Annotated in this window: 33 protein-coding genes; 28 read left to right on the plus strand and 5 right to left on the minus strand. The window is 41.7% G+C overall.

Features of this window, described 5'->3' with window-relative positions; translation table 11 throughout:
- Window positions 1-46 precede the first annotated feature (46 nt).
- A complete protein-coding gene (locus ACSSTM_RS16150; RefSeq protein ID WP_066030481.1) occupies window positions 47-1,051 on the minus strand; it encodes a Gfo/Idh/MocA family protein in 1,005 nt (334 codons plus the stop codon).
- A gap of 201 nt (window positions 1,052-1,252) precedes the next feature.
- Here ACSSTM_RS16150 and ACSSTM_RS16155 point away from each other — a divergent pair, with 201 nt between their 5' ends.
- From ACSSTM_RS16155 to ACSSTM_RS16170, 4 genes are all read left to right on the plus strand, one after another.
- Entirely contained in the window at window positions 1,253-1,645 is a 393-nt protein-coding gene (locus ACSSTM_RS16155) for a DoxX family protein (RefSeq protein WP_095285853.1), read from the plus strand.
- 65 nt (window positions 1,646-1,710) lie between these two features.
- Window positions 1,711-2,853, plus strand: a complete 1,143-nt coding sequence (locus tag ACSSTM_RS16160; protein WP_034659761.1) for an AI-2E family transporter — start codon at window positions 1,711-1,713, stop codon at window positions 2,851-2,853.
- Window positions 2,854-2,980: 127 nt separating this feature from the next.
- Complete coding sequence (locus ACSSTM_RS16165) at window positions 2,981-3,814, plus strand: undecaprenyl-diphosphate phosphatase (protein WP_034660680.1); 834 nt, start codon at window positions 2,981-2,983, stop codon at window positions 3,812-3,814.
- Between the two features lie 377 nt (window positions 3,815-4,191).
- Window positions 4,192-4,665: a stress protein gene (locus ACSSTM_RS16170; RefSeq protein ID WP_106030412.1), complete on the plus strand. Its 474-nt coding sequence runs from the start codon at window positions 4,192-4,194 to the stop codon at window positions 4,663-4,665.
- A 41-nt stretch (window positions 4,666-4,706) separates the two neighbouring features.
- Here the strand turns inward: ACSSTM_RS16170 and bioB are convergent, their stop codons facing one another.
- The 3 genes from bioB to ACSSTM_RS16185 form a co-directional block, all read right to left on the minus strand.
- Entirely contained in the window at window positions 4,707-5,702 is a 996-nt protein-coding gene (bioB, locus tag ACSSTM_RS16175; RefSeq protein WP_268496156.1) for a biotin synthase BioB, read from the minus strand.
- A 162-nt stretch (window positions 5,703-5,864) separates the two neighbouring features.
- Window positions 5,865-6,215, minus strand: a complete 351-nt coding sequence (locus ACSSTM_RS16180; RefSeq protein ID WP_034659757.1) for a hypothetical protein — start codon at window positions 6,213-6,215, stop codon at window positions 5,865-5,867.
- Between the two features lie 199 nt (window positions 6,216-6,414).
- The gene (locus ACSSTM_RS16185; protein ID WP_034659756.1) at window positions 6,415-6,792 is read right to left on the minus strand and encodes a helix-turn-helix domain-containing protein; all 378 of its coding nucleotides are present in this window, start codon (window positions 6,790-6,792) and stop codon (window positions 6,415-6,417) included.
- Between the two features lie 158 nt (window positions 6,793-6,950).
- On the opposite strand from ACSSTM_RS16185, the gene ACSSTM_RS16190 reads away from it, so the two are divergent.
- From ACSSTM_RS16190 to ACSSTM_RS16275, 18 genes are all read left to right on the plus strand, one after another.
- The gene (locus ACSSTM_RS16190) at window positions 6,951-7,160 is read left to right on the plus strand and encodes a helix-turn-helix transcriptional regulator (protein WP_223251428.1); all 210 of its coding nucleotides are present in this window, start codon (window positions 6,951-6,953) and stop codon (window positions 7,158-7,160) included.
- Window positions 7,161-7,209: 49 nt separating this feature from the next.
- Window positions 7,210-7,362 carry a hypothetical protein gene (locus tag ACSSTM_RS16195; protein WP_164847178.1) on the plus strand — a complete coding sequence of 51 codons (153 nt, stop codon included), beginning with the start codon at window positions 7,210-7,212 and terminating at the stop codon, window positions 7,360-7,362.
- Window positions 7,340-7,582 carry a hypothetical protein gene (locus ACSSTM_RS16200; protein WP_309415698.1) on the plus strand — a complete coding sequence of 81 codons (243 nt, stop codon included), beginning with the start codon at window positions 7,340-7,342 and terminating at the stop codon, window positions 7,580-7,582. The genes ACSSTM_RS16195 and ACSSTM_RS16200 overlap by 23 nt, the downstream gene beginning before the upstream one ends.
- A 50-nt stretch (window positions 7,583-7,632) precedes the next feature.
- The gene (locus tag ACSSTM_RS16205; protein ID WP_034659754.1) at window positions 7,633-8,031 is read left to right on the plus strand and encodes a hypothetical protein; all 399 of its coding nucleotides are present in this window, start codon (window positions 7,633-7,635) and stop codon (window positions 8,029-8,031) included.
- On the plus strand, window positions 8,028-8,234 hold the full coding sequence (locus ACSSTM_RS16210; protein ID WP_034659753.1) for an XtrA/YqaO family protein: 207 nt from the start codon (window positions 8,028-8,030) through the stop codon (window positions 8,232-8,234). The genes ACSSTM_RS16205 and ACSSTM_RS16210 overlap by 4 nt, the downstream gene beginning before the upstream one ends.
- 119 nt (window positions 8,235-8,353) lie before the next feature.
- Entirely contained in the window at window positions 8,354-8,872 is a 519-nt protein-coding gene (locus ACSSTM_RS16215; RefSeq protein ID WP_095285855.1) for a sigma-70 family RNA polymerase sigma factor, read from the plus strand.
- Between the two features lie 152 nt (window positions 8,873-9,024).
- Complete coding sequence (gene terS, locus ACSSTM_RS16220; RefSeq protein ID WP_420735014.1) at window positions 9,025-9,669, plus strand: phage terminase small subunit; 645 nt, start codon at window positions 9,025-9,027, stop codon at window positions 9,667-9,669.
- Between the two features lie 8 nt (window positions 9,670-9,677).
- On the plus strand, window positions 9,678-10,979 hold the full coding sequence (locus tag ACSSTM_RS16225) for a PBSX family phage terminase large subunit (protein ID WP_268496162.1): 1,302 nt from the start codon (window positions 9,678-9,680) through the stop codon (window positions 10,977-10,979).
- Entirely contained in the window at window positions 10,976-12,433 is a 1,458-nt protein-coding gene (locus ACSSTM_RS16230) for a phage portal protein (RefSeq protein ID WP_268496157.1), read from the plus strand. Before ACSSTM_RS16225 ends, ACSSTM_RS16230 begins: the two co-directional genes overlap by 4 nt.
- 38 nt (window positions 12,434-12,471) lie before the next feature.
- Complete coding sequence (locus ACSSTM_RS16235) at window positions 12,472-13,560, plus strand: XkdF-like putative serine protease domain-containing protein (protein ID WP_034659747.1); 1,089 nt, start codon at window positions 12,472-12,474, stop codon at window positions 13,558-13,560.
- A gap of 22 nt (window positions 13,561-13,582) precedes the next feature.
- Window positions 13,583-14,506, plus strand: a complete 924-nt coding sequence (locus ACSSTM_RS16240; RefSeq protein ID WP_034659746.1) for a phage major capsid protein — start codon at window positions 13,583-13,585, stop codon at window positions 14,504-14,506.
- Window positions 14,507-14,519: 13 nt separating this feature from the next.
- Entirely contained in the window at window positions 14,520-14,903 is a 384-nt protein-coding gene (gene yqbG, locus ACSSTM_RS16245; protein ID WP_106038237.1) for a protein YqbG, read from the plus strand.
- Window positions 14,900-15,256 carry a YqbH/XkdH family protein gene (locus tag ACSSTM_RS16250; RefSeq protein WP_106038238.1) on the plus strand — a complete coding sequence of 119 codons (357 nt, stop codon included), beginning with the start codon at window positions 14,900-14,902 and terminating at the stop codon, window positions 15,254-15,256. The genes yqbG and ACSSTM_RS16250 overlap by 4 nt, the downstream gene beginning before the upstream one ends.
- Window positions 15,253-15,750, plus strand: a complete 498-nt coding sequence (locus tag ACSSTM_RS16255) for an HK97 gp10 family phage protein (RefSeq protein WP_034659743.1) — start codon at window positions 15,253-15,255, stop codon at window positions 15,748-15,750. The genes ACSSTM_RS16250 and ACSSTM_RS16255 overlap by 4 nt, the downstream gene beginning before the upstream one ends.
- 4 nt (window positions 15,751-15,754) lie before the next feature.
- Window positions 15,755-16,210 carry a phage tail terminator family protein gene (locus tag ACSSTM_RS16260; protein ID WP_106038239.1) on the plus strand — a complete coding sequence of 152 codons (456 nt, stop codon included), beginning with the start codon at window positions 15,755-15,757 and terminating at the stop codon, window positions 16,208-16,210.
- Window positions 16,197-16,409 (plus strand): hypothetical protein, encoded by a 213-nt coding sequence (locus tag ACSSTM_RS16265; protein WP_003212736.1) that lies wholly within the window; start codon window positions 16,197-16,199, stop codon window positions 16,407-16,409. Before ACSSTM_RS16260 ends, ACSSTM_RS16265 begins: the two co-directional genes overlap by 14 nt.
- Window positions 16,410-16,412: 3 nt before the next feature.
- Window positions 16,413-17,759, plus strand: a complete 1,347-nt coding sequence (locus tag ACSSTM_RS16270; RefSeq protein WP_106038240.1) for a phage tail sheath family protein — start codon at window positions 16,413-16,415, stop codon at window positions 17,757-17,759.
- Between the two features lies 1 nt (window position 17,760).
- Window positions 17,761-18,204, plus strand: a complete 444-nt coding sequence (locus ACSSTM_RS16275) for a phage tail tube protein (protein WP_003213309.1) — start codon at window positions 17,761-17,763, stop codon at window positions 18,202-18,204.
- A 286-nt stretch (window positions 18,205-18,490) separates the two neighbouring features.
- Here the strand turns inward: ACSSTM_RS16275 and ACSSTM_RS16280 are convergent, their stop codons facing one another.
- Entirely contained in the window at window positions 18,491-18,580 is a 90-nt protein-coding gene (locus tag ACSSTM_RS16280; RefSeq protein WP_081311383.1) for a putative holin-like toxin, read from the minus strand.
- Window positions 18,581-18,732: 152 nt separating this feature from the next.
- Here ACSSTM_RS16280 and ACSSTM_RS16285 point away from each other — a divergent pair, with 152 nt between their 5' ends.
- From ACSSTM_RS16285 to ACSSTM_RS16310, 6 genes are read left to right on the plus strand one after another with little or no spacing between them, the layout of a single operon-like run.
- On the plus strand, window positions 18,733-19,173 hold the full coding sequence (locus tag ACSSTM_RS16285) for a phage tail assembly chaperone (RefSeq protein WP_008344099.1): 441 nt from the start codon (window positions 18,733-18,735) through the stop codon (window positions 19,171-19,173).
- 41 nt (window positions 19,174-19,214) lie between these two features.
- On the plus strand, window positions 19,215-19,352 hold the full coding sequence (locus ACSSTM_RS16290; protein ID WP_095285871.1) for a hypothetical protein: 138 nt from the start codon (window positions 19,215-19,217) through the stop codon (window positions 19,350-19,352).
- A complete protein-coding gene (locus ACSSTM_RS16295) occupies window positions 19,353-23,483 on the plus strand; it encodes a transglycosylase SLT domain-containing protein (RefSeq protein ID WP_437404243.1) in 4,131 nt (1,376 codons plus the stop codon). It abuts the gene before it with no gap.
- Window positions 23,476-24,144 carry a LysM peptidoglycan-binding domain-containing protein gene (locus ACSSTM_RS16300; RefSeq protein ID WP_095285860.1) on the plus strand — a complete coding sequence of 223 codons (669 nt, stop codon included), beginning with the start codon at window positions 23,476-23,478 and terminating at the stop codon, window positions 24,142-24,144. Before ACSSTM_RS16295 ends, ACSSTM_RS16300 begins: the two co-directional genes overlap by 8 nt.
- An 11-nt stretch (window positions 24,145-24,155) precedes the next feature.
- Window positions 24,156-25,166: an XkdQ/YqbQ family protein gene (locus ACSSTM_RS16305; RefSeq protein WP_437404244.1), complete on the plus strand. Its 1,011-nt coding sequence runs from the start codon at window positions 24,156-24,158 to the stop codon at window positions 25,164-25,166.
- Window positions 25,163-25,429: a DUF2577 family protein gene (locus tag ACSSTM_RS16310; protein ID WP_034659738.1), complete on the plus strand. Its 267-nt coding sequence runs from the start codon at window positions 25,163-25,165 to the stop codon at window positions 25,427-25,429. Before ACSSTM_RS16305 ends, ACSSTM_RS16310 begins: the two co-directional genes overlap by 4 nt.
- Window positions 25,430-25,441 lie beyond the last annotated feature (12 nt).

Below are 25,441 nucleotides of genomic sequence, written 5' to 3' on the forward strand. Positions count from 1 at the left end.
CAAAAAACAAAGGGCGAACAGACACATCATGTTCGCCCTTTGTTTATCATTTCATGCCCCATTCATTTTGTCTATCGGCAGGATACATCACGCCCATTTGTTTTCTCGCCTCGTCCATGACGGACATGGTTTGAACAGATAAGGCAAATGTATTGACTGGAGACTGACCCATTCCTTGCTGAATACACTCAATAAAATGACAGATTTCATAATACATGGCTGGCTGATCATCTTTGAGAGAGATATCGGTTTGATGTCCTTGACGATCGTGGATCGTGATACGCGAAGGACGGTGGAATTGATCAATCACCATCGTGGCGTCCTCTCCTTGAATTTCCGCAGATAAATGAGACGTTGAAATTTTAGAATGGAAAAGGAGTGCTTGATGCCCGTCATATTGTAAAAGGACAGAGCCGCTCCCATCTACACCAGAAGAAAGCTTATAGCCTCTCGCGGTGATTTGATTCGGCAGACCAAATAAATAGATCGCCGGGTAGACAAGATACACACCGATATCCATTAAAGAACCATTCGATAATTCAGGCTTAAAAGCATTTGGAATCTCGCCATTTCGGTAAGCATCGTATCTTGAGGAATATTTACAGTAATGAGCGACCACTTGCCGAATGGGCCCGAGCTGATCAAGATGCTGTTTAATTTGCAGAAAGTTTGGCAGAAATGTCGTTTTCATCGCTTCCATTAAACACACTTGATGTTTTTTCGCTGCAGCAATCATCTCTTCCACTTCTTTTCGGTGAGAGGCGAATGGTTTTTCGCATAAAACGTGCTTTTGGTGCTCCATCATCAACATGGCCTGCTCCTTATGAAGGGCATTTGGACTTGCAATATACACGGCATCAAACGCATCACTTTCCGCCATTTGATGTAAGTTCGTAAAAACTGTATCAATCCCGTATTTTTCGGCAAATGCCTGGCCTTTTTCAGCGGACCGTGAATAGACTGCTGTACATGTAAAATCAGCTGCTCCTTCACCGGCCTGTAAGAATCGATCTGTAATCCAGTTCGTTCCGATGACAGCAAATCGAATCATGTCATTCCCTCCTTCTGCTTTTCTCTGATTATACATCCTTTGAAAGCGTTTGTATGAAAGAACATTCTTTTTATTGAAGAGCGGATGAAACCTTTATATAGTCTGATGCGTCTTACATAAAGGATATAAATGTACGAAAAGTGGGTAGTTTCTTCCTTCATTCGGGTAATACTCTGATAGAAGGGAGAGGAGGAAACGAACATGAAGCGCACCCTGCATATAGGAAGTACATACGTCTTTGCGCTTTTATTCATAGCAGCCGGTATTTTTCATGTGATAGAGCCGAGCGGCTTTGCCCGTATGATGCCAGGCTGGCCATTTCCATATGTGATAGTCTATGCGACTGCATGCCTTGAATGGCTGCTGGCTGTCTTGCTGCTTTTGCCAAATGTCAGGATTGCAGCAGCAAAAATCATGGCTGTCTATCTTGTACTCATTTTCCCTGCAAACTTATTTGCTGCACGAGAGGGAATTCCATTTCCAGGTCAAAAAAGCACAGATCAGGCCTTGCTATGGATAAGGCTTATTGGACAGCCGATTCTCATTATATGGGCGATGTCCATTGCGAAATGGGAAAAAAAGCTGAAACAATGACCACCATATCATGATCAGATAGTGTACAATTTATTAATAAAATAGCCCGAGTTTGGAGGAACGATATGAATTCTATGCAAATGTGGAGCAGTCGATTTAGAAAATTTTTTCTTGATAACAAGTTTGTTCTCTTTTTACTCGTCCTGCTATTAATCGGATTGAATATCCTTGTTTTCATGAAAACATCTTTTATTTTCACACCGCTCATTGTACTCGTCAAAACCATAGCCTTACCGATTATTTTAACGGGGGTCGTGTATTATTTATTAAATCCGATTGTCAACTTGTTAGAGAGGTTTAGAGTCAAACGGATCTTTTCAATTTTGCTTTTATATATTGTCATTATTGGTATCATTACAGTGACCATTGTGTCTATTATTCCTTTTTTACAAGCACAAACGATGAGTCTGTTTCATAACCTTCCGAAATATGTTGATACGGTAGAAGAACAGATTCGCCAACTAACGGGAAGCAACTTTATTAATCAAGCGCAGAAAGCGATGAATTTTAACGTCTCTGAATTGGTGAGTAAAGCGTCAAGTCAAGCGACGAAGATTTTGGAAAGCACCTTTACCGGTGTAGGGACTTTCTTAGGGGCGCTCACCGAAATCATCATTTCGATCGTGACCGTTCCGTTCATTCTGTTTTATTTATTAAAAGACGGTAAAAAATTGCCTGACTATTTCCTGAAATTTATTCCGAATAAGTTTAGAGATCATACACATATCGTGCTTCACGAAATGAACCATCGCCTGAGCTCTTATATTCTCGGACAGATCATTGTCAGCTTCTGTATTGGTGTTCTTCTTTTAATCGGTTATCTGATTATTGGACTTGACTATGCGTTGCTGCTGGCGATCATTGCGGCATGTACAAGTGTGGTGCCTTACCTTGGTCCAACGATTGCGATTACACCAGCGATTGTGATTGCGCTTGTGACATCACCAGTGATGCTTTTAAAACTCATCATTGTCTGGACAGTGGTTCAGCTCATTGAAGGGAAATTTATTTCACCTCAGGTCATGGGGAAAAACCTTCATATCCATCCGATCACGATTATTTTTGTTCTATTAACAGCAGGTAAATTGTTCAGCGTAGTCGGAATCATTGTCGCGATTCCAACATATGCCGTCCTGAAGGTCATCACGACCCACTTGTTTGATTGGTTCAAAATGCGATCCAATTTGTACAAAGAAGAAAAGGTTTAATGTCATAATCTTTTTTTGAAAAAAATATAGTATCATAAAGACGAGCTTTCGATGAAGAAAGCTTGTCTTTATGTGGACATAGATGGTTGGCCTGTTCAAAAGATCAGAATTGAAAGGAAAGAAAATCATGAATCTATGGGATTTATTCGTGGCACTGGTTTTAGGAATTGTCGAAGGATTAACAGAGTATGCACCTGTCTCATCTACAGGTCACATGATCATAGTCGATGATCTATGGTTAAAATCAAAGGAAATCATTACGCCAGAGGCGGCAAACACATTTAAAGTCGTGATTCAGTTAGGTTCTATTTTAGCTGTCATGATTGTGTTCAAGGATCGTATTTTGAACTTGTTAGGCTTAAAGAAAAATATCACCGAAGAACAAAAGCGCAGCGGGCATAAGCTGACTATTGCTCAAATTGCAGTAGGACTCGTCCCAGCCGTCATTTTAGGATTCTTATTTGAAGACTATATTGATAAATACTTGTTTGACGTGAGAACAGTCGCTGTCGGTTTGATTTTAGGCGCAGTGCTGATGCTTGTCGCTGACTGGATCAATAAACGTAAAACAGAAACAAGCTCTGTCGATAACATGACGTACAAACAGGCGCTTTATATCGGACTGTTTCAATGTTTGGCATTATGGCCAGGCTTCTCTCGCTCAGGTTCGACGATTGCAGGCGGGGTTATTCTTGGTTTGAATCACCGTGCTGCAGCTGATTTTACATTTATCATGGCGATGCCGATTATGGCAGGCGCAAGCTTCTTAACACTTGTGAAAAATGCCGAATATTTAACAACAGACATGCTGCCATTCTTTATCGTCGGCTTTGTGAGTGCATTTGTTGTGGCTCTCTTTGTTGTTCGATTCTTCCTAAAACTGATCAATAAAATCAAACTTGTGCCTTTTGCGATATACCGAATTATCCTAGGTGTGATTTTATTTATCCTGTTCATGTAATGCTGTAAACTACTCTTATAAAAGAGTAGTTTCAGCGTGTAGACAAACCTTCGCATTCGTTGTCAGGTCTGCGCGCCGGTGCTCACGAATGTCAAATTCGCTCCGCTCCGGTGCTCGTCCTTCCTAGACTGCAAAGGTTTTCAAACACGCTGAGCTGAAAAGAAGACAAAGGGCTAAAATAAAGATCATTTTAGCCCTTTGTCAACAATCTGAAACTACTCTTATAAAAGAGTAGTTTTTTTGTTGTTTCAGCTCTTTTAAACAGTAAAATCACCCTCTCAATTGGTAGAAAAAGAAGTTTTTTCATAATTTAGTGTTTAAGAGACAGAGGAAGGGGTAGTACATAAACATACCAATTAAAGGAGGAGTTAGAAATAATGAGAAAAACAAGCAAATTTGTTGTTAGTTCTATGATTGCTACGTCAATGGTTGCTGCCCCTCTATCTCTTACGACTTTTGGTCAAACGGCTGAAGCTGCGACGACAACAGGTGTTGATGGAAGTGTCTCTATTGACCCAGTAGCCATTGCCGATAAAATTGAACAAGCAGTAAAATCATCACAAAATCGTGATGGATTTGTAAAAAATGCGGCGTACAGTGCCTTCTATGAAGCAGGTCAAAACTATAACGTAGTTGTCCAAAACTTAAGCCAAGATCATGACTTTAGCGGACTGAACAATGTTGTCTACTATGATAGTGTTGAATATGATGGTATTACGTTTGGTATTTGGGTATTTGAAGATGGTACGTTCGTCAACAATGGTGACGGCGGCTATATTAACTGGACATTTGTTGGCAGCTTTGACCGTGAGGAAGGAAGCGGCACTGTCGATTTCCATAAAAGATTCTAATCTTATTGCCAAAAGTCTGCCGATTCACCGGCAGACTTTTTTTATAACGCACATTCTTCTATGTCAAAACCTAAATCTTCAATGATGTGATGATCCGTTTGGACTTGCTGGCCTTTTGTTGTTAAATAATCGCCTACGAAAATGGAATTTGCCGCATAAAGGGCAAGCGGCTGAAGCGTCCGTAAATTGAACTCTCTGCCTCCAGATACTCGAATTTCCTTGGTTGGATTGACAAACCTCATGAGCGCCAACACTTTCAATGCTTTGATCGGATGTGTTCGTTCTTGATGCTCAAGCGGTGTTCCCTCGATTGCATGAAGAAAGTTGACTGGAATTGAATCCGCATCAAGGGCTCTGAGCGCAAAAGCCATTTCAACAATTTGCTGGTTGGTTTCACCCATCCCAATAATAACCCCTGAGCAAGGTGACATGCCGGACTGTTTGACCTCCTCAAGGGTCGACAAACGATCATGATATGTATGAGTTGTCGTAATGTGAGCATGATGATCTTGATGTGTATTGATATTGTGATTATACCGATGAACCCCTGATTCCTTCAGCCGCCTCGCTTTGTCTTCATTTAATAACCCAAGACATGCACACACCTTCAAAGGCATGGTCTCAGTGATCTCTTTTACTGCTGCCGTCACCTCATCTAACTCTCTGTGAGAAGGTGCTCTGCCGCTTGCGACAATACAATAAGTCCCCGCTTTTCTCTTGAGCGCCTCACGCGCGCCAGCCACAATCGTTTTTTGATCAAGCATTGTATATCGTTCAACCGGTGCTTTTGAAATGATCGACTGTGAACAATAACCACAGTTTTCAGGACAATAACCGCTTTTTGCGTTAAAAATCATATTTAATTTCACCTTGTTTTGAAAAAAATGAAATCGTACTTGATAGGCTGCATGCATCATAGATAATAATTCTTTATCGTCAGCTGCAAGAATGTCTAGACCTTCTTGCAGCGTGATCCGTTCATTTTTCAGCGCTTTCTCCGCCATCGCTTCCCAAGACAAAGATATTTGTTTTCCCATCATAAGCTCCTCTCATTATGTTAACTTATTTTTATTAAAAGTTAACATAAGAGATGGTCGTTGGCAAGCATTGGATAAATGAAGTCTATGAATATACATGTAGACACACAAAAAGGCGATGATCATGAAGTCATCGCCTTTTCATATGTAAAGCAATATGGCTTATCGAACAGTAATATAGTTAATCACACGTTCTCCAAGTGAATTATAGTAAGAAACCGTCACTGAACCGCGTTGTACGGCACGAATCCAAGTGAAGTTTGGAGCTGTTTGATCTAATTGAATCGCATAAGTTGCGCCCGTCACAGTAATTTGGCTTGCTGGAAGAGAGACGGCGATCGAAGAACCTACAGGAAGCGTACGGGTCAACGTAATTACTTTATTCATAATAGGAGCTTTTGCTATGACTGGTTCTTTTGGCTGTGCAGCTGCATGAGCACCTTCAGTTTGAAAGAACGTAAGAGCACCTAAAGCAGCTAAAGACAATGTACAAGCTTTCATTAATTTTTTCATCGGTAACACTCCTTTTTTTGGTATATACATATATTAATAATAATAGAATTATATGTCAATAAAATTATGTAGAAAAAAGAGTATTTATGGTGAAAATTGTCATATATTATTCATATGCCTTCTCTTTTTTAGGGGAAAAAGAGGCATAAAAAAAAGCTGGGCTCATCCCAGCAATGTAAAGCTTTATGAAAAGAGATCATCAATCGTCGTCTCGCTGTTTTGGCTGACGGCCTTTTTGCTTCTCTTTTTCTCTAATGTAGTGAATAAAATCGATGGTTTGTCTTCGTGCTTCTTCGGAAAAATCGGAGGCAGCCTTAAACGCAATTTGCAAATCAGGATCGTCTGCAAGGTCGGCATCAGTTCCGCCTTTGTCCTTACCTGTGAGAAGATAATCCGTTGAGACCCCATATAACTCGGCGATTTTCACAATCATCTCACCGTCGGGCTTTCTCAAGCCATATTCCCAATTTGCATAGGTGGACATCGCCTTTAATCCGAGTTTTTTAGCAACCGTTGACTTGCTCCATCCATGCTTCTCTCTTAATTCAGTTAAAATCTTTCCAGTCAAATTATCCATTGGAAACACCTTTTTTCATGTTATGAGTAAATTTTATCATGAATTACACGGAAAAGATAAATAATTACACAAAAAGAATAAAAAATGATTGACTTACTCGTTTCGTGTATATTATCATAATGAATATAACTTACACATATTGAGTAAGAGGTGGAAAGATGAAACTTGAACATTTACGAGAAGAACGCATTTTACAAGGAAAAACACAAACCTATATGGCGAAAAAATTAGGATATAAGTACACGAGCGGCTATGCAAATATAGAAATGGGCAGAACGAAGCCTAGCTTAGAAATCGCAAAGCATATTGCAGATCTGCTGAATAGGGGTGTTCAAGAGCTTTTTTTGACCAAAAGTTACACGAAATGAGTAATTCTCTAAAGGAAGACCATTTCTTAGAAAAGGGGAGACGGAGAGAATGAATATTGAACATCCAATGGTAGCGCAGATGAATGACTTTGGATATCCAAAAAGCTACTGGTCATATGACATGAAACGTTATGGATATCAAACAGAGATTGAGGACAGTCTGGAGGGATTTGAAGAAGATGAAACATCAGATGACGTTTGATGCCAGAAAGGAAGCGCAGCTTTGTTTAGTCCAAGCTGGCGGCTGGATCACCTTTCATCATCAGAAACCGGTGTTTGTTTTTGCCACGGTAGAAGAGAAGCAAACATACATGAACCTCTTGGCGGCAAAGGTCGCTGAAGCAAAAAAGGAGGAATCAAGGCGACGTGAAACGATGGAAGCAAATTATAACAATCCTCAAATGCTTGCTCAAAGCGAGTAAAAACGAACAAGACATCCGTCAGTTTGAAAAGGATGACGGGAGATCCTAACATGGTCATCCATTTTATCATTGAGGCAGAGTTTTTAACAAAAGATACATTGATAAAAAGAATACGAGCAGCTGCAAAAGCACAATGCCCGCATAAAATAAAAGGCGCACTATCACTCGAGATTCGCTTATTTGACGACATGCCGCTTGACATAGCTGACTGTCAAAACAAGCGTACATACGCAGAAAAAGGTTTGATACGCCCGGTGCACGTCAGCATCTTTCAGCCAAGACTACAACATATTCAAGAAGCACTTCATTCTATTGCGGATAAGGTCCCTCTACAGATTGTCGATTTAAGAGTTTCCCAGTTTTATAGTATGCGTCCAAGAATTGAAATCATTTTAAATACGATAGGTGATGGCACGAAATCCTCACCAAATAAGGAGACAAGCATATGAACGAGCCAAAACAATTATTCATTCAAGAAAACCAGACATTTGTCGGTGAGATGGAAACAGGAAAAATTCAAGTCATCGTATTAGATGGGAATGTAGGAACGGCTTATAAGTTGGATGTACCTGAACATGGAAAAACCATTATTCAAACGGCAAAAGGTCACTTTGCAAGAGTAGATCACGAGATTGGTTTTAAAATCAGCTAGATCACAACACAACATAATACGTCCAAGACGGAAAGCCTGCGGACACTGATCAAGACCCTATGAAAAGGGGACTGATTGGTGTCCGTTTTTTATTTTCTTAAAAAAGGGAGAGAGCCAATATGCAAGATTTACTCATCGAATACAAACGAGCATTAAAGGATGCTAGAAAAAGATATGAACCATATAGAGAAAAAGAAGAGAAACAGCTGTCAGATCAAGAGAAGCATGATAAAAAAATTATCGCCAGTATGGTCAGCGATCTCGAATACGTCGTGGAATGGCTTCAAATTGGCAGACAGCCAGGCGCACGCAGAGGATTAGATAGACGTTCAGTCTATCAGCGCACCATCCTAGCAAATCCAGAAGTGTTAGAGGCTTTATCACATGAATATACCCTCATCCAAGAGAATGAAAGAGATGTCAGCGAGCGGGACAAAAGACGAATTGACGAAGCCTTGTCCGTTTTAACGGATCGAGAAAAGGACGTATTCTTCATGCACACAACACAAGGATTATCGTTTAGCGAGATTGCGGTTATGCTGGATGTGAAAAAAGGAACTGTCCAAAAACATATGGAGAGAGCTCGGACAAAGATGTCCAAAAAAGTACAAGAACGCCTATTCGAAGCAGCTGAATAGGCGTTTTTTCTTTTACAAAATAAATGGAGCAGCACTTGTCTTACAGTTGCCACCTATAGTTAGAAAGACCAAACGGATGTTTGCTAGCCCTACACAAATGATTCCTTCACAGGAAATCGTTCGAATTAAAAGGAGGCGGCAGGTGAATGTAAATGAAAGATAAACGGATAGGAGCCAAGCAAGATTATATGAAAGGGATGACGTACCAGCAAATTGCTGATCATTACAATGTCTCGATCCATACCGTGAAATCATGGAAAAGACGATACGGATGGCAAAGGCAAAAAGGTTCGTCAAAGCAGGCACACTCGATCTTCAATCAGTTTCTTTCAGATGAAACAATTGAAATCATGGAGAAAATGGGCGGGCGTACATCGCTTGATTTAATCTGGGATCAAATTCAAATTCAATATGCTGCCATTATTCGGGCGCAGCGCATCATGTATGTGTCAGATCAAGATGACATGATCAAAGAGCTGAAAAAGGCGGCATACATGCCTTCTTCATTAGAAGAAACAGTAGAAGGCATTCAGCCAGAACAAGAAATCAGCACAGAAGAATATTCGTTTCAATTTTCATGGGATCGGCATGCCACCTTTTTAAATGCCCAATCCCGTGCAATGGGAGAGCTCAGGCGTCTCATTAAACAGTTTGAAGAGCTCGCACATGCGAAGGATGAACGAAGATTAAGGCTAAAGCAAATTGAACTGACCATCGAAAAAACAAAAAAAGCAGTGTGCGAAGAAAAAGAGGAAGATCTTCACATCATGATCAAGCGAAAAGAGGATAACTCATGACGCCATTGATTGAAAAAGAAGTCAATCCTCACTTTGAACATTTTCTATTCGATTGGAATCAGAAGTTTCAATTTTTAGTAGGCGGCTACGGCTCCTCCAAAAGCTATCACATTGCGTTAAAACTCATTTTAAAGCTGCTGGAAGAAAAACGGACAGCACTTGTCATTCGAGAAGTATATGATACGCACCGTGAATCAACATTTTCTCTATTACAAGAGATCGTCAGCGATCTTGACATCGATCATGTGGTGAAGTGCCGCAGTTCGCCGCTTGCCTTGACGTTTCGAAATGGCAGCAGCATCTTATTCAAAGGGCTGGACAAGCCTGAGAAATTGAAATCAATCAACAACATCTCGATCATTTGGATTGAGGAGTGTTCAGAGGTTTCTTATGAAGGCTTTAAAGAGCTGCTTGGAAGATTGAGGCATCCGTCCTTACCGCTTTATATGATGTTATCGACCAATCCTGTTGGTCAAGATAATTGGACGTACAGACATTTCTTTCGAGATGAACAGCTGAAGCGATTTGTCCTAGATGACGAAACCTTATACAAAAAACGCACCGTTGTGATCAAGGATACGTACTATCATCACTCCACAGCGGAAGATAACCTATTTCTCCCTAAAAGCTATGTGGAGCAGCTGGATGAGCTAAAAGAATACGACCCAGACCTCTATCGAATTGCGAGGAAGGGCTATTTCGGCATCAATGGAACAAAGGTTTTTCCTCAATTTGAGGTAAGAAATCATTCTGATGTATTAGAAGCAATTCAGCAGATTGACCGGCCGCTGAAACGAGCAGGCATGGATTTTGGATTTGTTGAATCATACAATGCGCTCATTCGATTAGCCGTCGACCATGAAAAAAAGTACTTATATATTTACTGGGAATATTACGACCGCGGGAAAACAGATGATGAAACAGCTGTTGACCTAAAAGAGTTCATTGAATCAAAGGAACTCATCAAAGCCGATGCAGCAGAGCCTAAAACCATTCACTATTTTCGGCAGCGTGGATTTCAGATGGTGGCAGCACATAAGTTCCAAGGCTCGCGTTTGCAGTATACGAAAAAGATCAAACGGTTTAAGAAAATCATTTGCTCTGATGCTTGTCCGTATACAATCTATGAACTTCAATCACTGACCTATAAGGCAGATAAGGATGGACGTTTAGAGGAAGATGCATTTCAAATCGATCCGCACACATTATCAGCGATCTGGTATGCGCTGGATGATTATGAAGTGACGGATTTGAAACAGACCGCCTCAGAGCGTGTCCGCCCAAACAGAGAGAGGAGGTCCATACAATGAAACAATTGAAAGCAACGATTATGAAGGCAAACATGTCTGATCATACAAAACAAATGTATGCAGATGAATTTTCCTATGAAAAAGATGACATTGTTCCCCCTCCTTACAACATCAATGAATTAAAAAGTATGGCAGAATATTCAACCATTCTTCAGCAATGTATTGATGCGTACAAAACCAATATTTTAGGTTTTGGGTTTGGGGTAGAATACGCCTTTGACTTTAATGCAGAAGGTGTAAAACCGGCAAAAAAGAAGGCTGCAGAAAAGGAATGGACAAGACTTGAAGAGTTTACGAAGTACATGAACTATGATGAGTCCGCTGATGTGATTCTTGGCTATGTCCTCGAAGACCGAGAGAAAACGGGCAATGGTTTTTTAGAGGTGCTGAGAGATGGACAAGGAAAGCCGGCCGGAATCGAGTATTTAGATGCGCTTCATCTCCGCATTTGCAAGCTTAGTGAGCCAGTCGACGTCGAATTCAGGTACACCGAAAATGGCGAAATGAAGACAATGAATCGAAAGAAACGATTCCGTAAATATGTACAGGTAATCAACGAAAAGAAAGTCTTCTTCAAGGAGTATGGTGATCCGCGCATTTTGCACTGTGAAACAGGCAAGTACGATGACACTACACCAGAGCCGCTTCGCGCAACAGAAGTGATTCATTTTAAAATTGGCAGTGGAACGTATGGGATTCCCCGCTGGATTGGCAACATCGTCAATATGTACGGAGCACGCAAGGCAGAGGAGCTGAACTATCTTTATTTTAAACAAGGGCGGCATGTACCAGGTGCCATCATTGTCGAAAATGGCATGCTGTCAGAATCCTCTTATCAGCAGCTTCAAGATTATATGGACGATATTGAAGGATCTGATCATGCACATAAGTTTCTATTGCTTGAAGTTGAAGGTCTGCCGACAGAAAAAGGGTTAACGGGAGAAGAAGATGTCTCAAATGTCAAAGTAAACTTCAAATCTCTAGCCGAGATCCTGCAAGAAGATGCGCTCTTTTTAGAATACGATGAAAAAACAAGAAACAAAATCCGCTCTGCGTTTCGCCTGCCGCCAATTTACACAGGTGAGTCTCAAGACTATAACAAAGCAACAGCAGATACGGCGCGTAAAACAACAGAAGAGCAGGTATTTCAGCCGGAACGGCATCTCATCACAGGAAAACTCAATACTCTTTTCCTGCCGGATCTTGATATTTGGCATGTCCGTTTTCTATTAAATGGCCCTGATTTTAGAGACCCATTAGAGATTGCGAAAGTACTGACGCCATTTATTCAGGCTGGGGCAGTGTCACCTAACGATTTGCGCGATCTAGCAGGAAGAATTCTCGGAAAAACGTTAGAGGAATGGCCTGAGGAACTATATCACCGACCTTTAGAAAGCCGCATGAAATCAGCTGAAGAAAAGCCTCAACCAGAGCCGGACCAGCTGACGAAATAAACAGAAGCGCGTGCACTTTTTTGAAAGGGGGTGAACATATGCCAAGAGAACTAAAAAACGCTAAAATTACGCATGTTTCCTACGTGGACAAAGCAGCGAACAAGAAGAAATTCTTTTTGATGAAAGCAAAGAAAAAGCGGCCTGACTTTCAAAAGGAGGTCAGTGTCCTAACAAAGGCTGAAGATGCTCATCGCCTCGTGTACGGTGTCGTGTATGAACCGAATACGCCTGATGCACATCAAGACTTTATGACAGCCAAGGAAATTGAAAGAGCGGCACACGGCTTTATGAAGGATGCCCGTCATATTGACAAGCAGCATGATTTTCAGGATGGTGTTGGCGAAGTGGTTGAATCGTATATTGCTCCGGCTGATGTAGAGGTAGGCGGGGAGCTGATTCGAAAAGGGTCTTGGGTGCTTGTGACAAAAGCTTCCCAAGAGATTTGGGATCAAATTCAGAAGGGCCACATTACAGGCTATTCAATGGCTGGAACGGCGGACATCGTCGCCATAGAAGAACAAGATCAGCTTCTATCTCAAGGCACGAATGAGAGAGGGCTTTTTTCTTTGCTGAAAAATTTCTTTTTAAAAGAGGAAGGTGCAAACATGTCACAACCATTTTGGAACGTTTTAGACCATCTGCTGGAAACCTTACAGTCAAGTGATGGTGATGAGGCGGATGTAAGAGCTGCCTTAGAACAGCTCATTCCAATCATGCAGGACATCCTGAAGACAGAGGATGTACTTCAAACGATTGGTGAAAGGCCAGCCGCCGTACAAAAGGAAGATGCTGCTTTGACGACAGATCAAGTACGAGAGCTCGAAAAAGCAAAAAAGGCCATCGAAAACGTCTTACAGCAGGCTGAACAACAAGAAACAGATCAAACCGGGGAAGAACCTGTCCAAAAAGTGCTCGAGCAAGTCGTTGCACCGATTCGTCAGCAGCTCTCTTCCTTAGAGAAATCAGCCAGCAGAGAAAAAGCAGCGGTGCAGGAAGTGCTTGAGCAGCAGCTTTTGCCTATTTCAGAACGAATTCACATGCTTGAAAAGGCGCGGGGCATGTCAAAACAAACAATCCACGATACACAAAACGACACGACAACACCCATATGGGATGGCTTACTATAAGCCTAAATAAGGAGGAAACAGTGTGAGAAATCAAGAGTTGATTCGCAAGGCTGAAATGACACTTGCCAGCTTAAAAACCGGCGGTCTCATGAACGCAACCCAATCCAACACATTCATTAGAATGATGCAAAACACACCAACCGTTTTAAATGATGCACGCATCATTCCGATGGAAAGTGATTCACAAAAAATCGAAAAAATCGGCTTTGGCCAGCGTATTTTGCGCCCAGCAGAAGAAGGCCAAGCGCTTGATGCAAAAGACCGTGTTGTCCCAGCGACAAGCACTGTCCAGCTAAATGCGAAAGAGGTCATTGCAGAGATTCACATGACCTACGACAGCATTGAAAACAATATTGAAAAAGACGGAATCCAGCAGACGATTATGCAAATGCTGGCTGAACGAGCGGCGGTCGATATTGAAGAGCTTATCGTCAATGGGGATACGACTTCATCAGATCCATTTTTAGCCCAAATGGATGGCGTGAGAAAACAAGCAGTATCTCATATTGTTGATGCAAATGGAGCGGAAATTAGCCGCCAAATGTTTAAACAAGCCTATAAAGCGATGCCGTCAAAATATTTACGTGTACCTCAGGATTTCCGTTTCTACACATCCCCAAGTTTAGAGGTTGAGTGGAAGGATCAAGTAGCAAACCGTCAGACAAATCTCGGAGATGCGGTCATTCAAGGCGGACTTTCTTCTGCATTCGGTGTGCCGGTCAAAGGTCTTGCCAATATGCAGCCATATGACGAAGCGGGAACAGACGTATCAGATATTTTGCTGACACACCCTAAAAATATTATCGTAGGTTTTTCTCGTAATATTCGAATTGAAGTAGAAAAAGATATTCGCAGCCGTAAATTTATTATTGTCCTGACAGCGAAGCTAGACAGCAAATTTGAGGAAGAGGATGCTGTAGCAAAAGTGATGAAAGTGAAAGAGTAGGTGACGGCAGGCCATGATTATTTCTCCTGAAGAAGTACAAGCCTATTCTGTATTTGAGCGTGTGAAAAATCGATCTGTAGAAAGACTGACAGCAGATATTATCGAAGCCGAAGCTGCGGTATTTCAGATCGTAGGTCATGATTTCTCAAGCGAAAAATATCAGCCCCTTCCTGAAAAAGCAAGAATCGCATTATTAAAAATGGCCCAATATTTTGCCATGCTGAATGATGACGAATCTATGATGAAAGGCTTTACGTCAGAAAAAATGGGTGATTACTCATATGCGAAGGCAGCTGATCAAGTGAAAGGCAAACCTTATGTATATGCCCTGCTTGTCGATTACATTGAACCATCATTAACTGGCGGCAGTACCAAATTAAAGGTGAGATCATTATGAGTTATCACTCTTTATTAACAGACCGCTGTGATCTTTTTCACCTTGAACATCAGGAGGCTTCCCGAGGAAAATTCGGGGTTCCAGCTGATGACTTACAAATGACTCTTTCCTATCCCGATGCTCCTAGCCTGACAGATCTGGCTTGTTATGTCATAGAAAAGAATCAGTCCCTTGTGCAAGAAGAGCCGAATACAGTTATTTATCAGTCCTATCTTGTCCATCTCCCTTTAGCAAGTGATATTCGCCTGCATGACAAAATGGTGTGGAACGGCGTCTCACTTAAGTTGCAGCAGCCCAAAATAGTGAAAAATCATCACATTGAAGTGATGGCAGTCAGGAAGGAAAATCTATGAAAATTGATGGACTTGACCGGCTGCTTTCACAGCTGCAAACAGCGTGTGACGGCGGCTTAAAGGCAAAATATCAAGATTGGCTACAAGACATGGGCCTAGAACTTTTGGACATCATTCAGGATGAGCTAATCAAGGAGAATGCTGTCGATACAGGCCGGCTTCTAAGCTCCTTTACGCAAGGAGACAAGGAGAATCATTTTCTTATGTCAAAAGGTGGTCTCACGCTTGAAGTGGGAACGCAGCTTGAATATGCCTCCTATGTCAATGACGGACATGCTACTTCTTCAAGTGGAGAGCGAAGATGGGTGCCTGGCAGATGGGCTGGCAGCCGCTTTGAATATGATCCGAATGCAAAGACAGGAATGATGCTTGCCTCTCAATGGATAGATGGAAATGGCTACTGGGATCATGCTGTCATGCTCTATGAGCAAATGTTTGAACAGTCGCTGGATCGAAAGCTTCAAAGCTGGTTCGATCGACATTTTGGGAGGTGATGAAATGAATCAAGAAGTCGGGGCAATCATTCATTATATTTACACACACTTTCCTGTGACAATGTATGATCGACTTTTGCCAGAGCGTTTTCAAGTGCCATCCGTTTATGTGCCGCCCGTAACAGTCATCAGCGGTCCAGATACGGTATCTACGTTTATGAAATCTTATTCGCTGCAAGTGAAAGTGTTTCATATGGATACAGAAAAAGCGCATGACGCGGCAGAAACAATTGTTGATGCATTGCTTGCTGATCGTCAAATGATTCAGATGATGAGTGAAGATGGAGAGGTGCTTGATGATTATGTCCGCATAAAAAGAGTGGAAACCAGAATGATAGATCAAGGCGTAGCAGCGATTGTCCTGACGTGGGATAGCAGTTATTGGTACAACCGAGACAAACAAGCAAGCCTTGAAGATATCAACTTTTCAGATGGAGTGATCAAACGTGAGCAAGACTAAAAAAGCAGAGCCCGCTCAAACAGCTGGCGAAGAAAAAGAATTTGGCTTTTCATTTGAAGCCTTAAAAGAGCACAGTAAGGATCTTTTTGGGGTTAAACCAGAAATCCTTGAAGGTGCTCTTTTTTATATCAAACATCAACCAATTACAAAAACAGAAGCGAAAAAGCACATTGATGCTTTTTTGTCCAAGGAGGTTTAAAGGATGAACGGAGGCACATTTACACCAGGTACAGAGAAAAAGCGTCCTGGCATTTACTTTAATTTTAAAACAACAGCAGAGCAGCGAATTACTTTAGGCGATCGAGGTACGGTGGCACTTCCTCTTGTGATGAGCTGGGGAGAACCAAAAACCTTTATTTCCGTTTCAAATATGGAAGACTTAAATAAAAAGGTTGGACTCAATATTGATGACAAGTCGCTTCTTCTTTTCCGTGAAGCAAAGAAAAAAGCACAAACGGTCTTGCTTTACCGCCTAAACGAAGGGGAGCCAGCCAAAGCTGAAATCGCAGAAAACTTTGTGGTCACAGCCAATTATGGCGGTCTAAAAGGAAATGAGATCACTGTACAAGTGGCAGAAAATGTACTTGATAGCACAAAGCGTGACGTCATCACTTATCTTGGAACAGATATTGTGGATAAGCAGGTTGTCACGGATGTCAAAGATCTTGTGAAAAACAAATATGTTCAATTTTCTGGTGAAGGTGAAGCCGTCATCACGGCTGGTGTGGCACTAAGCGGTGGGAAAAATGGTGTGGCAAGTGTCGCAGATTATACAGCTTTCCTAGAAGCAGCAGAAACAGAATACTTTGATGTTATTGCTCTCCCGATCGATAATAGTGAGCAATTAAGAGCGACCTTCGCTTCATTTATCGAGCGTTTACGTGATAAGCAAGGACGTAAGGTGCAAGGAGTTGTGGCCAACTATGCAGCTGACCAAGAAGGCATCATCAATGTGACAAGCGGTGTTGTGCTGGAAGATGGAACAGAACTAACGCCTGCTCAAGCAACAGCATGGGTCGCAGGTGCAAGTGCAGGTGCAAACTTCAATCAGTCACTGACCTTTGTAGAATACGAAGGAGCAGTGGATACATTAGAACGCCTTGATAATGATCAAGTAGAATACCGATTATCACAAGGGGAGTTCCTGTTCACCTTTGATGCGAGAGATCGTACCGTGAGTGTTGAAAAAGATATTAACTCCTTGACAAGCTTTACAGCTGAAAAGAACCAGCAAATGGCGAAAAACAAAATCATTCGTGTGCTTGATGCGATCAACAATGATTTGACGTTCGAATTAAAAAATCTGATTAAATTACGCAAAGCCAATGGCAATGACATTCCAGCATCAGATGATGGGGTGCAGCTTGTGAAAACACTGATTACTCAGTATCTCACACAGCTTCAAGATGGCAGCGGCATTACAGGCTTTAACTCAGAAACAGATATCGTGATCGGTCTCAATGAAGATCGTGATGGATTTATCATCGATCTAGCGGTTCAACCAGTAGATGCAGCAGAAAAATTCTATTTCAATGTGGAGGTGAAGTAAGATGGCTTTTAAAGCGCAAAATACAATTTCAGGTAAAGAAGGTCGTCTTTTCTTAGAAGGTGAGGAGCTTGCCTTTATCAAAACGTTTGAAGCAAACGTGGAGAAAAACAAATCAGAAGTCAATGTGATGGGCCGCCGAATGACTGGTCATAAAACAACAGGGGCAAACGGAACAGGAACGGCAACATTCTATAAAGTCACGTCACGTTTCGTTCAATTAATGCTCAACTATGTGAAAAAAGGGGAAGACCCATATTTCACTCTTCAGGCTGTAATTGACGATAAGTCATCAGGCCGAGGCACTGAGCGTGTGACATTATTTGATGTCAACTTTGATTCAGCTAAAATTGCTGGACTGGATGTCGATTCAGAAGCGCTTGAAGAAGAAGTTCCGTTTACGTTCGAGGACTTTGATCTTCCTGAAAAGCTGAAGAATTCCTTTTAATGAACAAAAGGCATACAAATGACGAAAATATATGTTATTTTTATTTTATTCAACGATATGGTATAATTTTTCATAGTTACAGAGTAGCTACAAAAGAGTTACTGTGTAACCCCAAAAAGTTTCTTAGAAATATGTTTACATGCAAAGTACTTTGCATAAAATAAAAAGAAGCCAGGATGCGTCAACATCCCGGCAATGTACAATGAGGCCCTCAAGGGGCTGGCTAATCAATTAGATAGTTTTAAGGATAGACTTTCCCTTCAACCGTCCAAAGCTCAAGGGGAGTCTATTTTTTGTCTATATACGTCAACAGGGCAACGATAAATGACCCGAATGCAAGCATTAACATAAGCGCTTGAAATGTTGACATGAGCATCACCCCCTTCCTATCGGGGATGAGCCAGACACCCTTGAGCAAGCCATTCAATTGTACAAATTAAATTATACATGAAAAGATTGGAAAGCACATTCAAAAAATGGATGTGCTTTTTTGCATTCAAAAAAACATAACAAAGGGAGTTTTTAAACATGAGCGAAAAACAAACATTTGATCTTTCATTTTTTATGCCAGGACAAACAGTAGAAGCAGAAGAGGTCAAAGTACCGATTTCTAAGCGTTTTGTTGATAAAAAAGGGAATGTCATTCCTTTTGTCTTTAAAGCCATTACAACTGAACGCATTGATGAACTGGAAAAAGAAAATACGACCTTCAAAAATGTCAAAGGCAGAGGCCGCGTAAAGGACTTAGACAGTCAGCGCTTCTACGCACGAATTGCGATTGAATCGACCATTTATCCAGATTTCCGCTCAAAGGAATTAAGGGAAGCCTACAGTACACAAGATCCAGTTGAAGTAGCAAAACGCGTCCTGTCAGTTGGCGGTGAATATGCGAACTGGTTAAACAAAGCCATTGAAATCAACGGATTCGAAGACGAAATTGAAGATTTAGAAGACGCAGCAAAAAACTAATAAAAGATGGGGATAAAGAAGCCGTGTTTTTATATTACGCCATGCACGAGCTTCACTACTCCCCATCTGAACTCCTAGATTTATACGAATCACCAAGACCGTTCAAAGCATTCCTATTCGGACTCATCAGCTACAAACTAGACATGCTAGAAAAAGAAGCAAAGAAAGGAGGGAAATAATTGGCGAAACTCACTGCACGATTTGAATTAGAAGACAAAGTATCGAAGAAGCTTATGCGCATTCAAAAACGATTTCAAACGTTTGAGAAGCAGCTAAAACCATTTAGAAAACCAGTGAAAATAAACCTGGAAATAGATGAAAAGAAGTTAAGAAACTTCAGTTTATCGCTTCGGAAAATTTCAGTATTTTCCATGAGGCTGGACCAGGGAATCTATCGTGATTTAAAAGCATTAAACAATCAGTTAAATATGCTCCCAAATCATCTGGTCATATCCATTCAAGCGAAGGGACTAGATGTCATTAAATCCAGCATAAACCGTTTAAAACAAGCGGGAACAAGCCCCATTCTGCTGACGTTTAAACTAAACGATCAATTGTCAGGTAAAATGTCATCGATCAAAAAATCTATCCTTCAGCTCATGAACAGAACGTATTATATGAGATTAAACATGGTTGACCAAGCCACCGCTGCAATTCAACGAATCAAAAAGACACTCAAAAGCTTGACGATGTCTAAACACGAAATCAGAGTGTCTGTTCAAGACAATGCAAAGAGTAAGTTGAAAAAACGAGATCAGGCTGAGTCGATTGTGAAAGAACAAAACATAAAAAAAGAGCCTGAGGCTGTTAGTCCATCAGTGAAAACAGATGAATCTAAACAGAGTTGGCTTCAAAACCTTGCCAATAAAGGATTAAATGAAATTCAAAAATATGCAGGTGACGTTGCAGACAAAGTGAAGGAAAAATTGAGTCCTAGAAAGTTTTGGGATGAAAAAGCACTTCCTTGGGTTGAAAATAAAATGGAAGATTACAAACAAGATGTGATCGGAAGAATTAAAGAGAAGATTAAATTTAATCCTGAAGAAAAACTAGATCAATTGGTGAAGACTGGATTAGATCGTCTCTTTGGTGCAAGTGATCAATCAAGTGAAAGTGCCACTCCAGCACCAACAACAGCACCAACAACAGCACCAACAACAGCACCAACAACAGCACCAACATCAACACCATCAAATCCAGCTCCCAAAACGAAACCTCAGCCGCGAGGTGGAAAAGGCTTGTTTCGCAATAGTTGTTGCCCCTGTTGTGCAAGAGGTTTAAGCAGGGGAGGATCTACTAAAACTAAAAATAGAAATGGTCAATCACCAAGACAATCTACAAACCCAAATGCCACAACAAGAACCGAAATGAATAGAAGACCTCCAAGTAAATTAGGGAAACTGAAAACAAATGCAGGTAAATTATTTGGAAAAATCCCTAGTGGACTAAAGAAAGGTGCGGGTATCGCAGCTTCAGTTGGCGGACTTACGGGTTTAGTGAAAGGTAGCAAGGGGTTAAGTGGATTAGGGGATGCGGTGAAAAATATAGGTAAAGGGAGCGGCAAGTTATTAAAGAAAGTACCTATTCTAGGAAGTGTACTTAGTGCAACAAATCTAATCGGTATGAACAAAGAAAATGCTGGTGAAAAGATCGGTACGACTGGAGGCGGCATCGCTGGCGGGATGGCAGGTGCTGCAGCAGGTGCAGCTATTGGAAGCGTAGTTCCAGGGGTAGGTACAGCCATCGGCGGTCTAGTAGGCGGCATCGCTGGAAGTATGGGCGGAGAATCTATCGGTGAAACAATTGGAAAATGGTTTGATGGCGGCGGATTTGAAAAGATTGGCCAAAAAGCCATTGAAATCAAAAATCAAATTGTCGAAGTTTGGTCAACAGTAGCGGGTTGGTTCACAGAAAATGTCTGGACACCATTAAGCAGTACGGTTGTCACAGTAGCAACGACCATATGGACAAGTCTAGTCAATGCCTGGACATGGATTCAAGAAACATTTAGTGCAGTTGCAGGTTGGTTTATTGAAAATGTATGGACACCACTAAGCGATACAGTCGTCACAGTAGCAACGACCATATGGACAAGTCTAGTCAATGCCTGGACATGGATTCAAGAAACATTCAGTGCAGTTGCGGGCTGGTTTATCGAAAACGTTTGGACACCGCTAAGCGACACAGTCGTTACGGTAGCAACGACCATCTGGTCAAGTTTAGTGAATGCCTGGACATGGATTCAAGAGACATTTAGTGCAGTTGCAGGCTGGTTTATTGAAAACGTTTGGACACCGCTAAGCAGCACAGTCGTTACAGTCGCTACAGGGATTTGGATAGCATTATCAAATGCATGGAAAAAGATACAATCAATCTTTGGAGCTGTCTCGTCTTGGTTTATGGAAAATGTATGGAACCCACTTGTAGATACGGTAGGAACCATTAAAGACAGTTTCGGTAAAAAGTTTGAAGAAGCTTATAAAGTCGTGACAGATATATGGGATGGATTATCCAAATGGTTTAAAGATAATATTCAGACACCGATCGTAAAAGTAGCAGGTGCCATAAGTGAGGGTTTTTCTAAAGCTTTTGACTGGGTTAAAAAGATTTTTGATATGGGTGGCGGTGCTGTTAATTTAGTAGTGAATAAGGTATTAGGAAGAGACCCTGACAAAAAAGCTACAGGCGGTTATATCACCCAGCCAACCTTATCATGGGTCGGAGAAGCTGGTAACGAATTTGTTATTCCAACTCAAAATAACCGGGGGCGCGGGAAGATGCTGCTTGCCCAGGCTGCTTCTCATCTTGGAATGTCTGTTATGCCAAGTGGAGCGGCAGGAAATCAAGTATCAAACTCTCCAGCTCCTGCAGCTGTAGCTTCATCATCTTCTGTCGGTTCAATAGACGGATCGGTCTCGATGAATGGGAACATTCAAGCCTCCAGCATAGGCGAGCAATTTAATAAGGATTTTGAACAAGGATTAAATCAAAAAGTGATTACACTTGATCAATGGAAGCAAAAGAATATTCAGCAGCCTTTTGCTCAATTGACCTCAGACTCAGGTAAGTATGGTCAGCAAACAGTTGCTGCTTTTGCGAATGGTCAGCAGGTGACACCAACAGGAACAGACAGCTTTTTGCAAAGTCGTGTAAAAGCACCATACCAACAAGTGATGACAGCATCACCAACTTGGGGTTCTGGAACAGTTAATGGTTTTGCCACAGGTCAAAATGCCACATCAGTTGGTACTAGCCAATACGTAGATCAGCACATCAAACAACCATTCCTGCAAGCAAAACAAGAATCACCAGGCTGGGGCTCAGGAATGATGGATGCCTTTAACAGCGGCATGCGTTCAAAAGCAAGTGAAGTCACACAAGCTGCCAAAGAAATGGCGAAGAAAGTAGAGCAGGCGTTTAGAGAGGAATTAGACATTCATTCCCCTTCACGCGTCATGATGAGTCTTGGGAAATTTGCATCGATCGGTGTCGTTAAAGGGCTGGACTCAGTGGATGTGAAAAAGTTTGCTGAAAATCAGGCTGGTTCATTAATCGGAGCTTTCAGTGGTATGGGGGCTTCAGGTCTTAGTGTTCAGCAATGGCTCATGGCAGCTCTCATGGCAACTGGCACATCGATGAACTGGCTTCCAGGTCTTATGACCATTGCACAGCATGAATCGAATGGAAATCCGAGAGCAATCAACTTATGGGATTCCAACGCTAAAAAGGGAACGCCTTCTAAAGGCTTAATGCAAACCATTGGACCGACGTTTAACTCCAATAAAGGCAAAGGTATGAATGACATTTGGAACCCAATTCATAATGCCGTAGCAGCCATTAACTACATTAAGGGCAGATATGGAACAGTCTTCAATACACCGGGATTACGAAGTATGAGAAGAGGCGGGCCTTATAAAGGCTACGCAAATGGCGGACTGATTACTCAGGAGCAGGTTGCTAGAGTCGGTGAAGGAAACAAACGCGAATGGATCATTCCTGAAGAAAGAGGTATTCGCGGAAGGTATTTATTAACGCAGGCAGCCAAGGCACTTGGGATGCAAGTATATGATCCAGCAAATGCGTCTGCACCTTTACCAGAATCACAAATGCAGCAAGTCACCTCAACTCAGTCTTCAAGTCATACAGCATCGTCAAGTAATAAGCAAATCACCATTCAATTCAATGGGGATCAGCATTTTCATAATGGACAAGATCAGCAATCGCTTGTCGAAAAAATTAGACAAATGCTCGTAGATGAACTGGAAGTAGAGCTTCATACAGGAACGAAGGGGGTCGTGATCGATGGGTAAATCAGTGTATCAATTGTGGATTTCCCAAGGAAAGGACAAGTTGCGATTCCCTGTCCTTCCATCCGAACTTGAAATCACAAATAACGTACAAAATGAAACGGTAAAGGTTGCTTCTTTTGGAGAACTGACCTTTATTGATGTCCCATCGGCAAAGCAAGTATCATTCACCTCATTATTTCCTAAGAAATATTCGCCAATTGCTGAATATAAAAGCATTCCATCACCGGAGAATGCGATAGCGAAAATAGAACGAATGATGCGTTCAAAGAAGTCTGTGCGGCTGATTGTAACGGGGACAAAAATCAATATGACGTGCAGCATTGAAAGCTTCACCCATAAAGAAGGGTCATATGATATTGGCGATCGTGAATTTACGATCGAGTTAAAGGAATACAAAACCGCATCGCCTAGGAAAATCAAACGAAAGAAAAAAGCAAAACAAACAAAAAAGAAAAGACCATCAAAAACACCACCAAAAATGTACACCGTCAAAAAAGGGGATACGCTATGGGCCATTTCAGGCAGATTTTATGGCGACAGTACAAAATGGCGGCGTATTTGGAATGCCAATAAAGCAGCGATGATTAAACGTAGCAAACGCAATATTAAGCAGCCGGGGCATTGGATTTTCCCTGGACAAAGGTTAAAAATACCACAATAGGGGGGCTGGCATTGATCGAGCTTTTTGCCATCAGAAGCGGCACCATGTATGAGCTTGTCACAGAGAGTGTGACACTTCAGGGGCAAAGGTATCAGGCGCCTCGCTCTATTCAGGCAAATATTATCACTAAACAAGGCAGTCAAACATATTACCGTGTCTCAGAAGGGGACACGGTTCTTTTTAAATGGAAAGGAAAAGAGCTGTTCAGAGGCATTGTGTTTTCTCGTACGCCTGTTGAAGGGAAAATGACCTTTACCGCATACGACATGCTTCAATATTTGGTGAAAAACCAAGATGTCTATGTTTTTTCAAAACAAAGAGCAGATCAAATCTTGAGACGGATTGGGGCTGACTTTCAAATTCCCATGACCTCCATCGCCCATACCGGTCATGTCATAAAATCGCTAGTGTTTAAAAATGATACGAGCCTATATGACATGATTCTGAAAGCATTAAAAGAAACAAAGCGGCAAACCGGCAGAAACTATCAAATCTATTCTGCTAAAGGAAAGATGGGGCTGAGAGCTTGGCCAGATCCAGAGGACGTATGGGTCATTGAATCAGGTGTCAATCTCATTGGCTATCAGTACAGCACCTCGATTGAAGAAACAGCGACTCGTGTCAAGCTGCGTACGTCTGCAGATGAACAAGGGAAAAATAAGAAAAAAGGCAGCAAATCAGAGATTGTGGTGGTCGAACAGGATAAAGCAGGTCAGAGTAAATACGGTATTTTACAGCATGTTGAGACAGTTACAGGGCAAATCAACCAGCCGCAGCTGCAAAAAAGAGCCAAAGTACGGCTGGCAGAGAAAAAAGGCGTGAAACAAGAAGTCAAAAGCATCCAAGCGCTAGGCATTCCTGAACTGCAAAGCGGTCTTCCAATCTATTTGAAAATCCCTGAAATCAACGTAAAAAAAACCTACTGGATCGATCAAGACAAACATGAATTCAGTGGGGTGAAACACACCATGACAATTGATGTCGTTGAGAAAAATTCCATCCCAAAGGGTGATCAAGCGTGAGGTTAAGTGAAGCGATTAAACGATTAGCAGTGAATGCTGTAGATGCCGCCTCTCCAATTGATCTGGTGGTTGGAGAAGTCACGGCAGTTTCTCCTGTAAGCATCCGGTTAAATGAAAACCATAAGCTGGTCATTCCGGAAGAATTACTGATTTGGCCAAAGCGCCTAAATAAGGGTGAGGATGATGAACTGAAAAGGGGAGACAGCATTATGGTGCTCGCAATGGCAGGAGGGCAGTCCTTCTACATCATCGACAAATTGTAAGGGAGGTGATGA

This window comes from Bacillus sp. RK1064 (assembly GCF_051488405.1).
Classification (GTDB): Bacteria; Bacillota; Bacilli; order Bacillales; family Bacillaceae; genus Bacillus.

Coding starts and splice junctions, on each gene's coding strand:
- ACSSTM_RS16210 (WP_034659753.1), top strand. CDS start 8,028: ATGAACGAGCCAAAACAATTATTCATTCAAGAAAACCAGACATTTGTC.
- ACSSTM_RS16150 (WP_066030481.1), bottom strand. CDS start 1,051: ATGATTCGATTTGCTGTCATCGGAACGAACTGGATTACAGATCGATTC.
- ACSSTM_RS16280 (WP_081311383.1), bottom strand. CDS start 18,580: ATGCTCATGTCAACATTTCAAGCGCTTATGTTAATGCTTGCATTCGGG.
- ACSSTM_RS16190 (WP_223251428.1), top strand. CDS start 6,951: ATGAAACTTGAACATTTACGAGAAGAACGCATTTTACAAGGAAAAACA.
- ACSSTM_RS16215 (WP_095285855.1), top strand. CDS start 8,354: ATGCAAGATTTACTCATCGAATACAAACGAGCATTAAAGGATGCTAGA.
- ACSSTM_RS16170 (WP_106030412.1), top strand. CDS start 4,192: ATGAGAAAAACAAGCAAATTTGTTGTTAGTTCTATGATTGCTACGTCA.
- terS (WP_420735014.1), top strand. CDS start 9,025: ATGAAAGATAAACGGATAGGAGCCAAGCAAGATTATATGAAAGGGATG.
- bioB (WP_268496156.1), bottom strand. CDS start 5,702: ATGGGAAAACAAATATCTTTGTCTTGGGAAGCGATGGCGGAGAAAGCG.
- ACSSTM_RS16195 (WP_164847178.1), top strand. CDS start 7,210: ATGAATATTGAACATCCAATGGTAGCGCAGATGAATGACTTTGGATAT.
- ACSSTM_RS16270 (WP_106038240.1), top strand. CDS start 16,413: ATGAACGGAGGCACATTTACACCAGGTACAGAGAAAAAGCGTCCTGGC.
- ACSSTM_RS16260 (WP_106038239.1), top strand. CDS start 15,755: ATGAATCAAGAAGTCGGGGCAATCATTCATTATATTTACACACACTTT.
- ACSSTM_RS16300 (WP_095285860.1), top strand. CDS start 23,476: ATGGGTAAATCAGTGTATCAATTGTGGATTTCCCAAGGAAAGGACAAG.
- yqbG (WP_106038237.1), top strand. CDS start 14,520: ATGATTATTTCTCCTGAAGAAGTACAAGCCTATTCTGTATTTGAGCGT.
- ACSSTM_RS16250 (WP_106038238.1), top strand. CDS start 14,900: ATGAGTTATCACTCTTTATTAACAGACCGCTGTGATCTTTTTCACCTT.
- ACSSTM_RS16155 (WP_095285853.1), top strand. CDS start 1,253: ATGAAGCGCACCCTGCATATAGGAAGTACATACGTCTTTGCGCTTTTA.
- ACSSTM_RS16200 (WP_309415698.1), top strand. CDS start 7,340: ATGAAACATCAGATGACGTTTGATGCCAGAAAGGAAGCGCAGCTTTGT.
- ACSSTM_RS16160 (WP_034659761.1), top strand. CDS start 1,711: ATGAATTCTATGCAAATGTGGAGCAGTCGATTTAGAAAATTTTTTCTT.
- ACSSTM_RS16235 (WP_034659747.1), top strand. CDS start 12,472: ATGCCAAGAGAACTAAAAAACGCTAAAATTACGCATGTTTCCTACGTG.
- ACSSTM_RS16185 (WP_034659756.1), bottom strand. CDS start 6,792: ATGGATAATTTGACTGGAAAGATTTTAACTGAATTAAGAGAGAAGCAT.
- ACSSTM_RS16285 (WP_008344099.1), top strand. CDS start 18,733: ATGAGCGAAAAACAAACATTTGATCTTTCATTTTTTATGCCAGGACAA.
- ACSSTM_RS16165 (WP_034660680.1), top strand. CDS start 2,981: ATGAATCTATGGGATTTATTCGTGGCACTGGTTTTAGGAATTGTCGAA.
- ACSSTM_RS16255 (WP_034659743.1), top strand. CDS start 15,253: ATGAAAATTGATGGACTTGACCGGCTGCTTTCACAGCTGCAAACAGCG.
- ACSSTM_RS16180 (WP_034659757.1), bottom strand. CDS start 6,215: ATGAAAAAATTAATGAAAGCTTGTACATTGTCTTTAGCTGCTTTAGGT.
- ACSSTM_RS16230 (WP_268496157.1), top strand. CDS start 10,976: ATGAAACAATTGAAAGCAACGATTATGAAGGCAAACATGTCTGATCAT.
- ACSSTM_RS16275 (WP_003213309.1), top strand. CDS start 17,761: ATGGCTTTTAAAGCGCAAAATACAATTTCAGGTAAAGAAGGTCGTCTT.
- ACSSTM_RS16205 (WP_034659754.1), top strand. CDS start 7,633: ATGGTCATCCATTTTATCATTGAGGCAGAGTTTTTAACAAAAGATACA.
- ACSSTM_RS16290 (WP_095285871.1), top strand. CDS start 19,215: ATGCACGAGCTTCACTACTCCCCATCTGAACTCCTAGATTTATACGAA.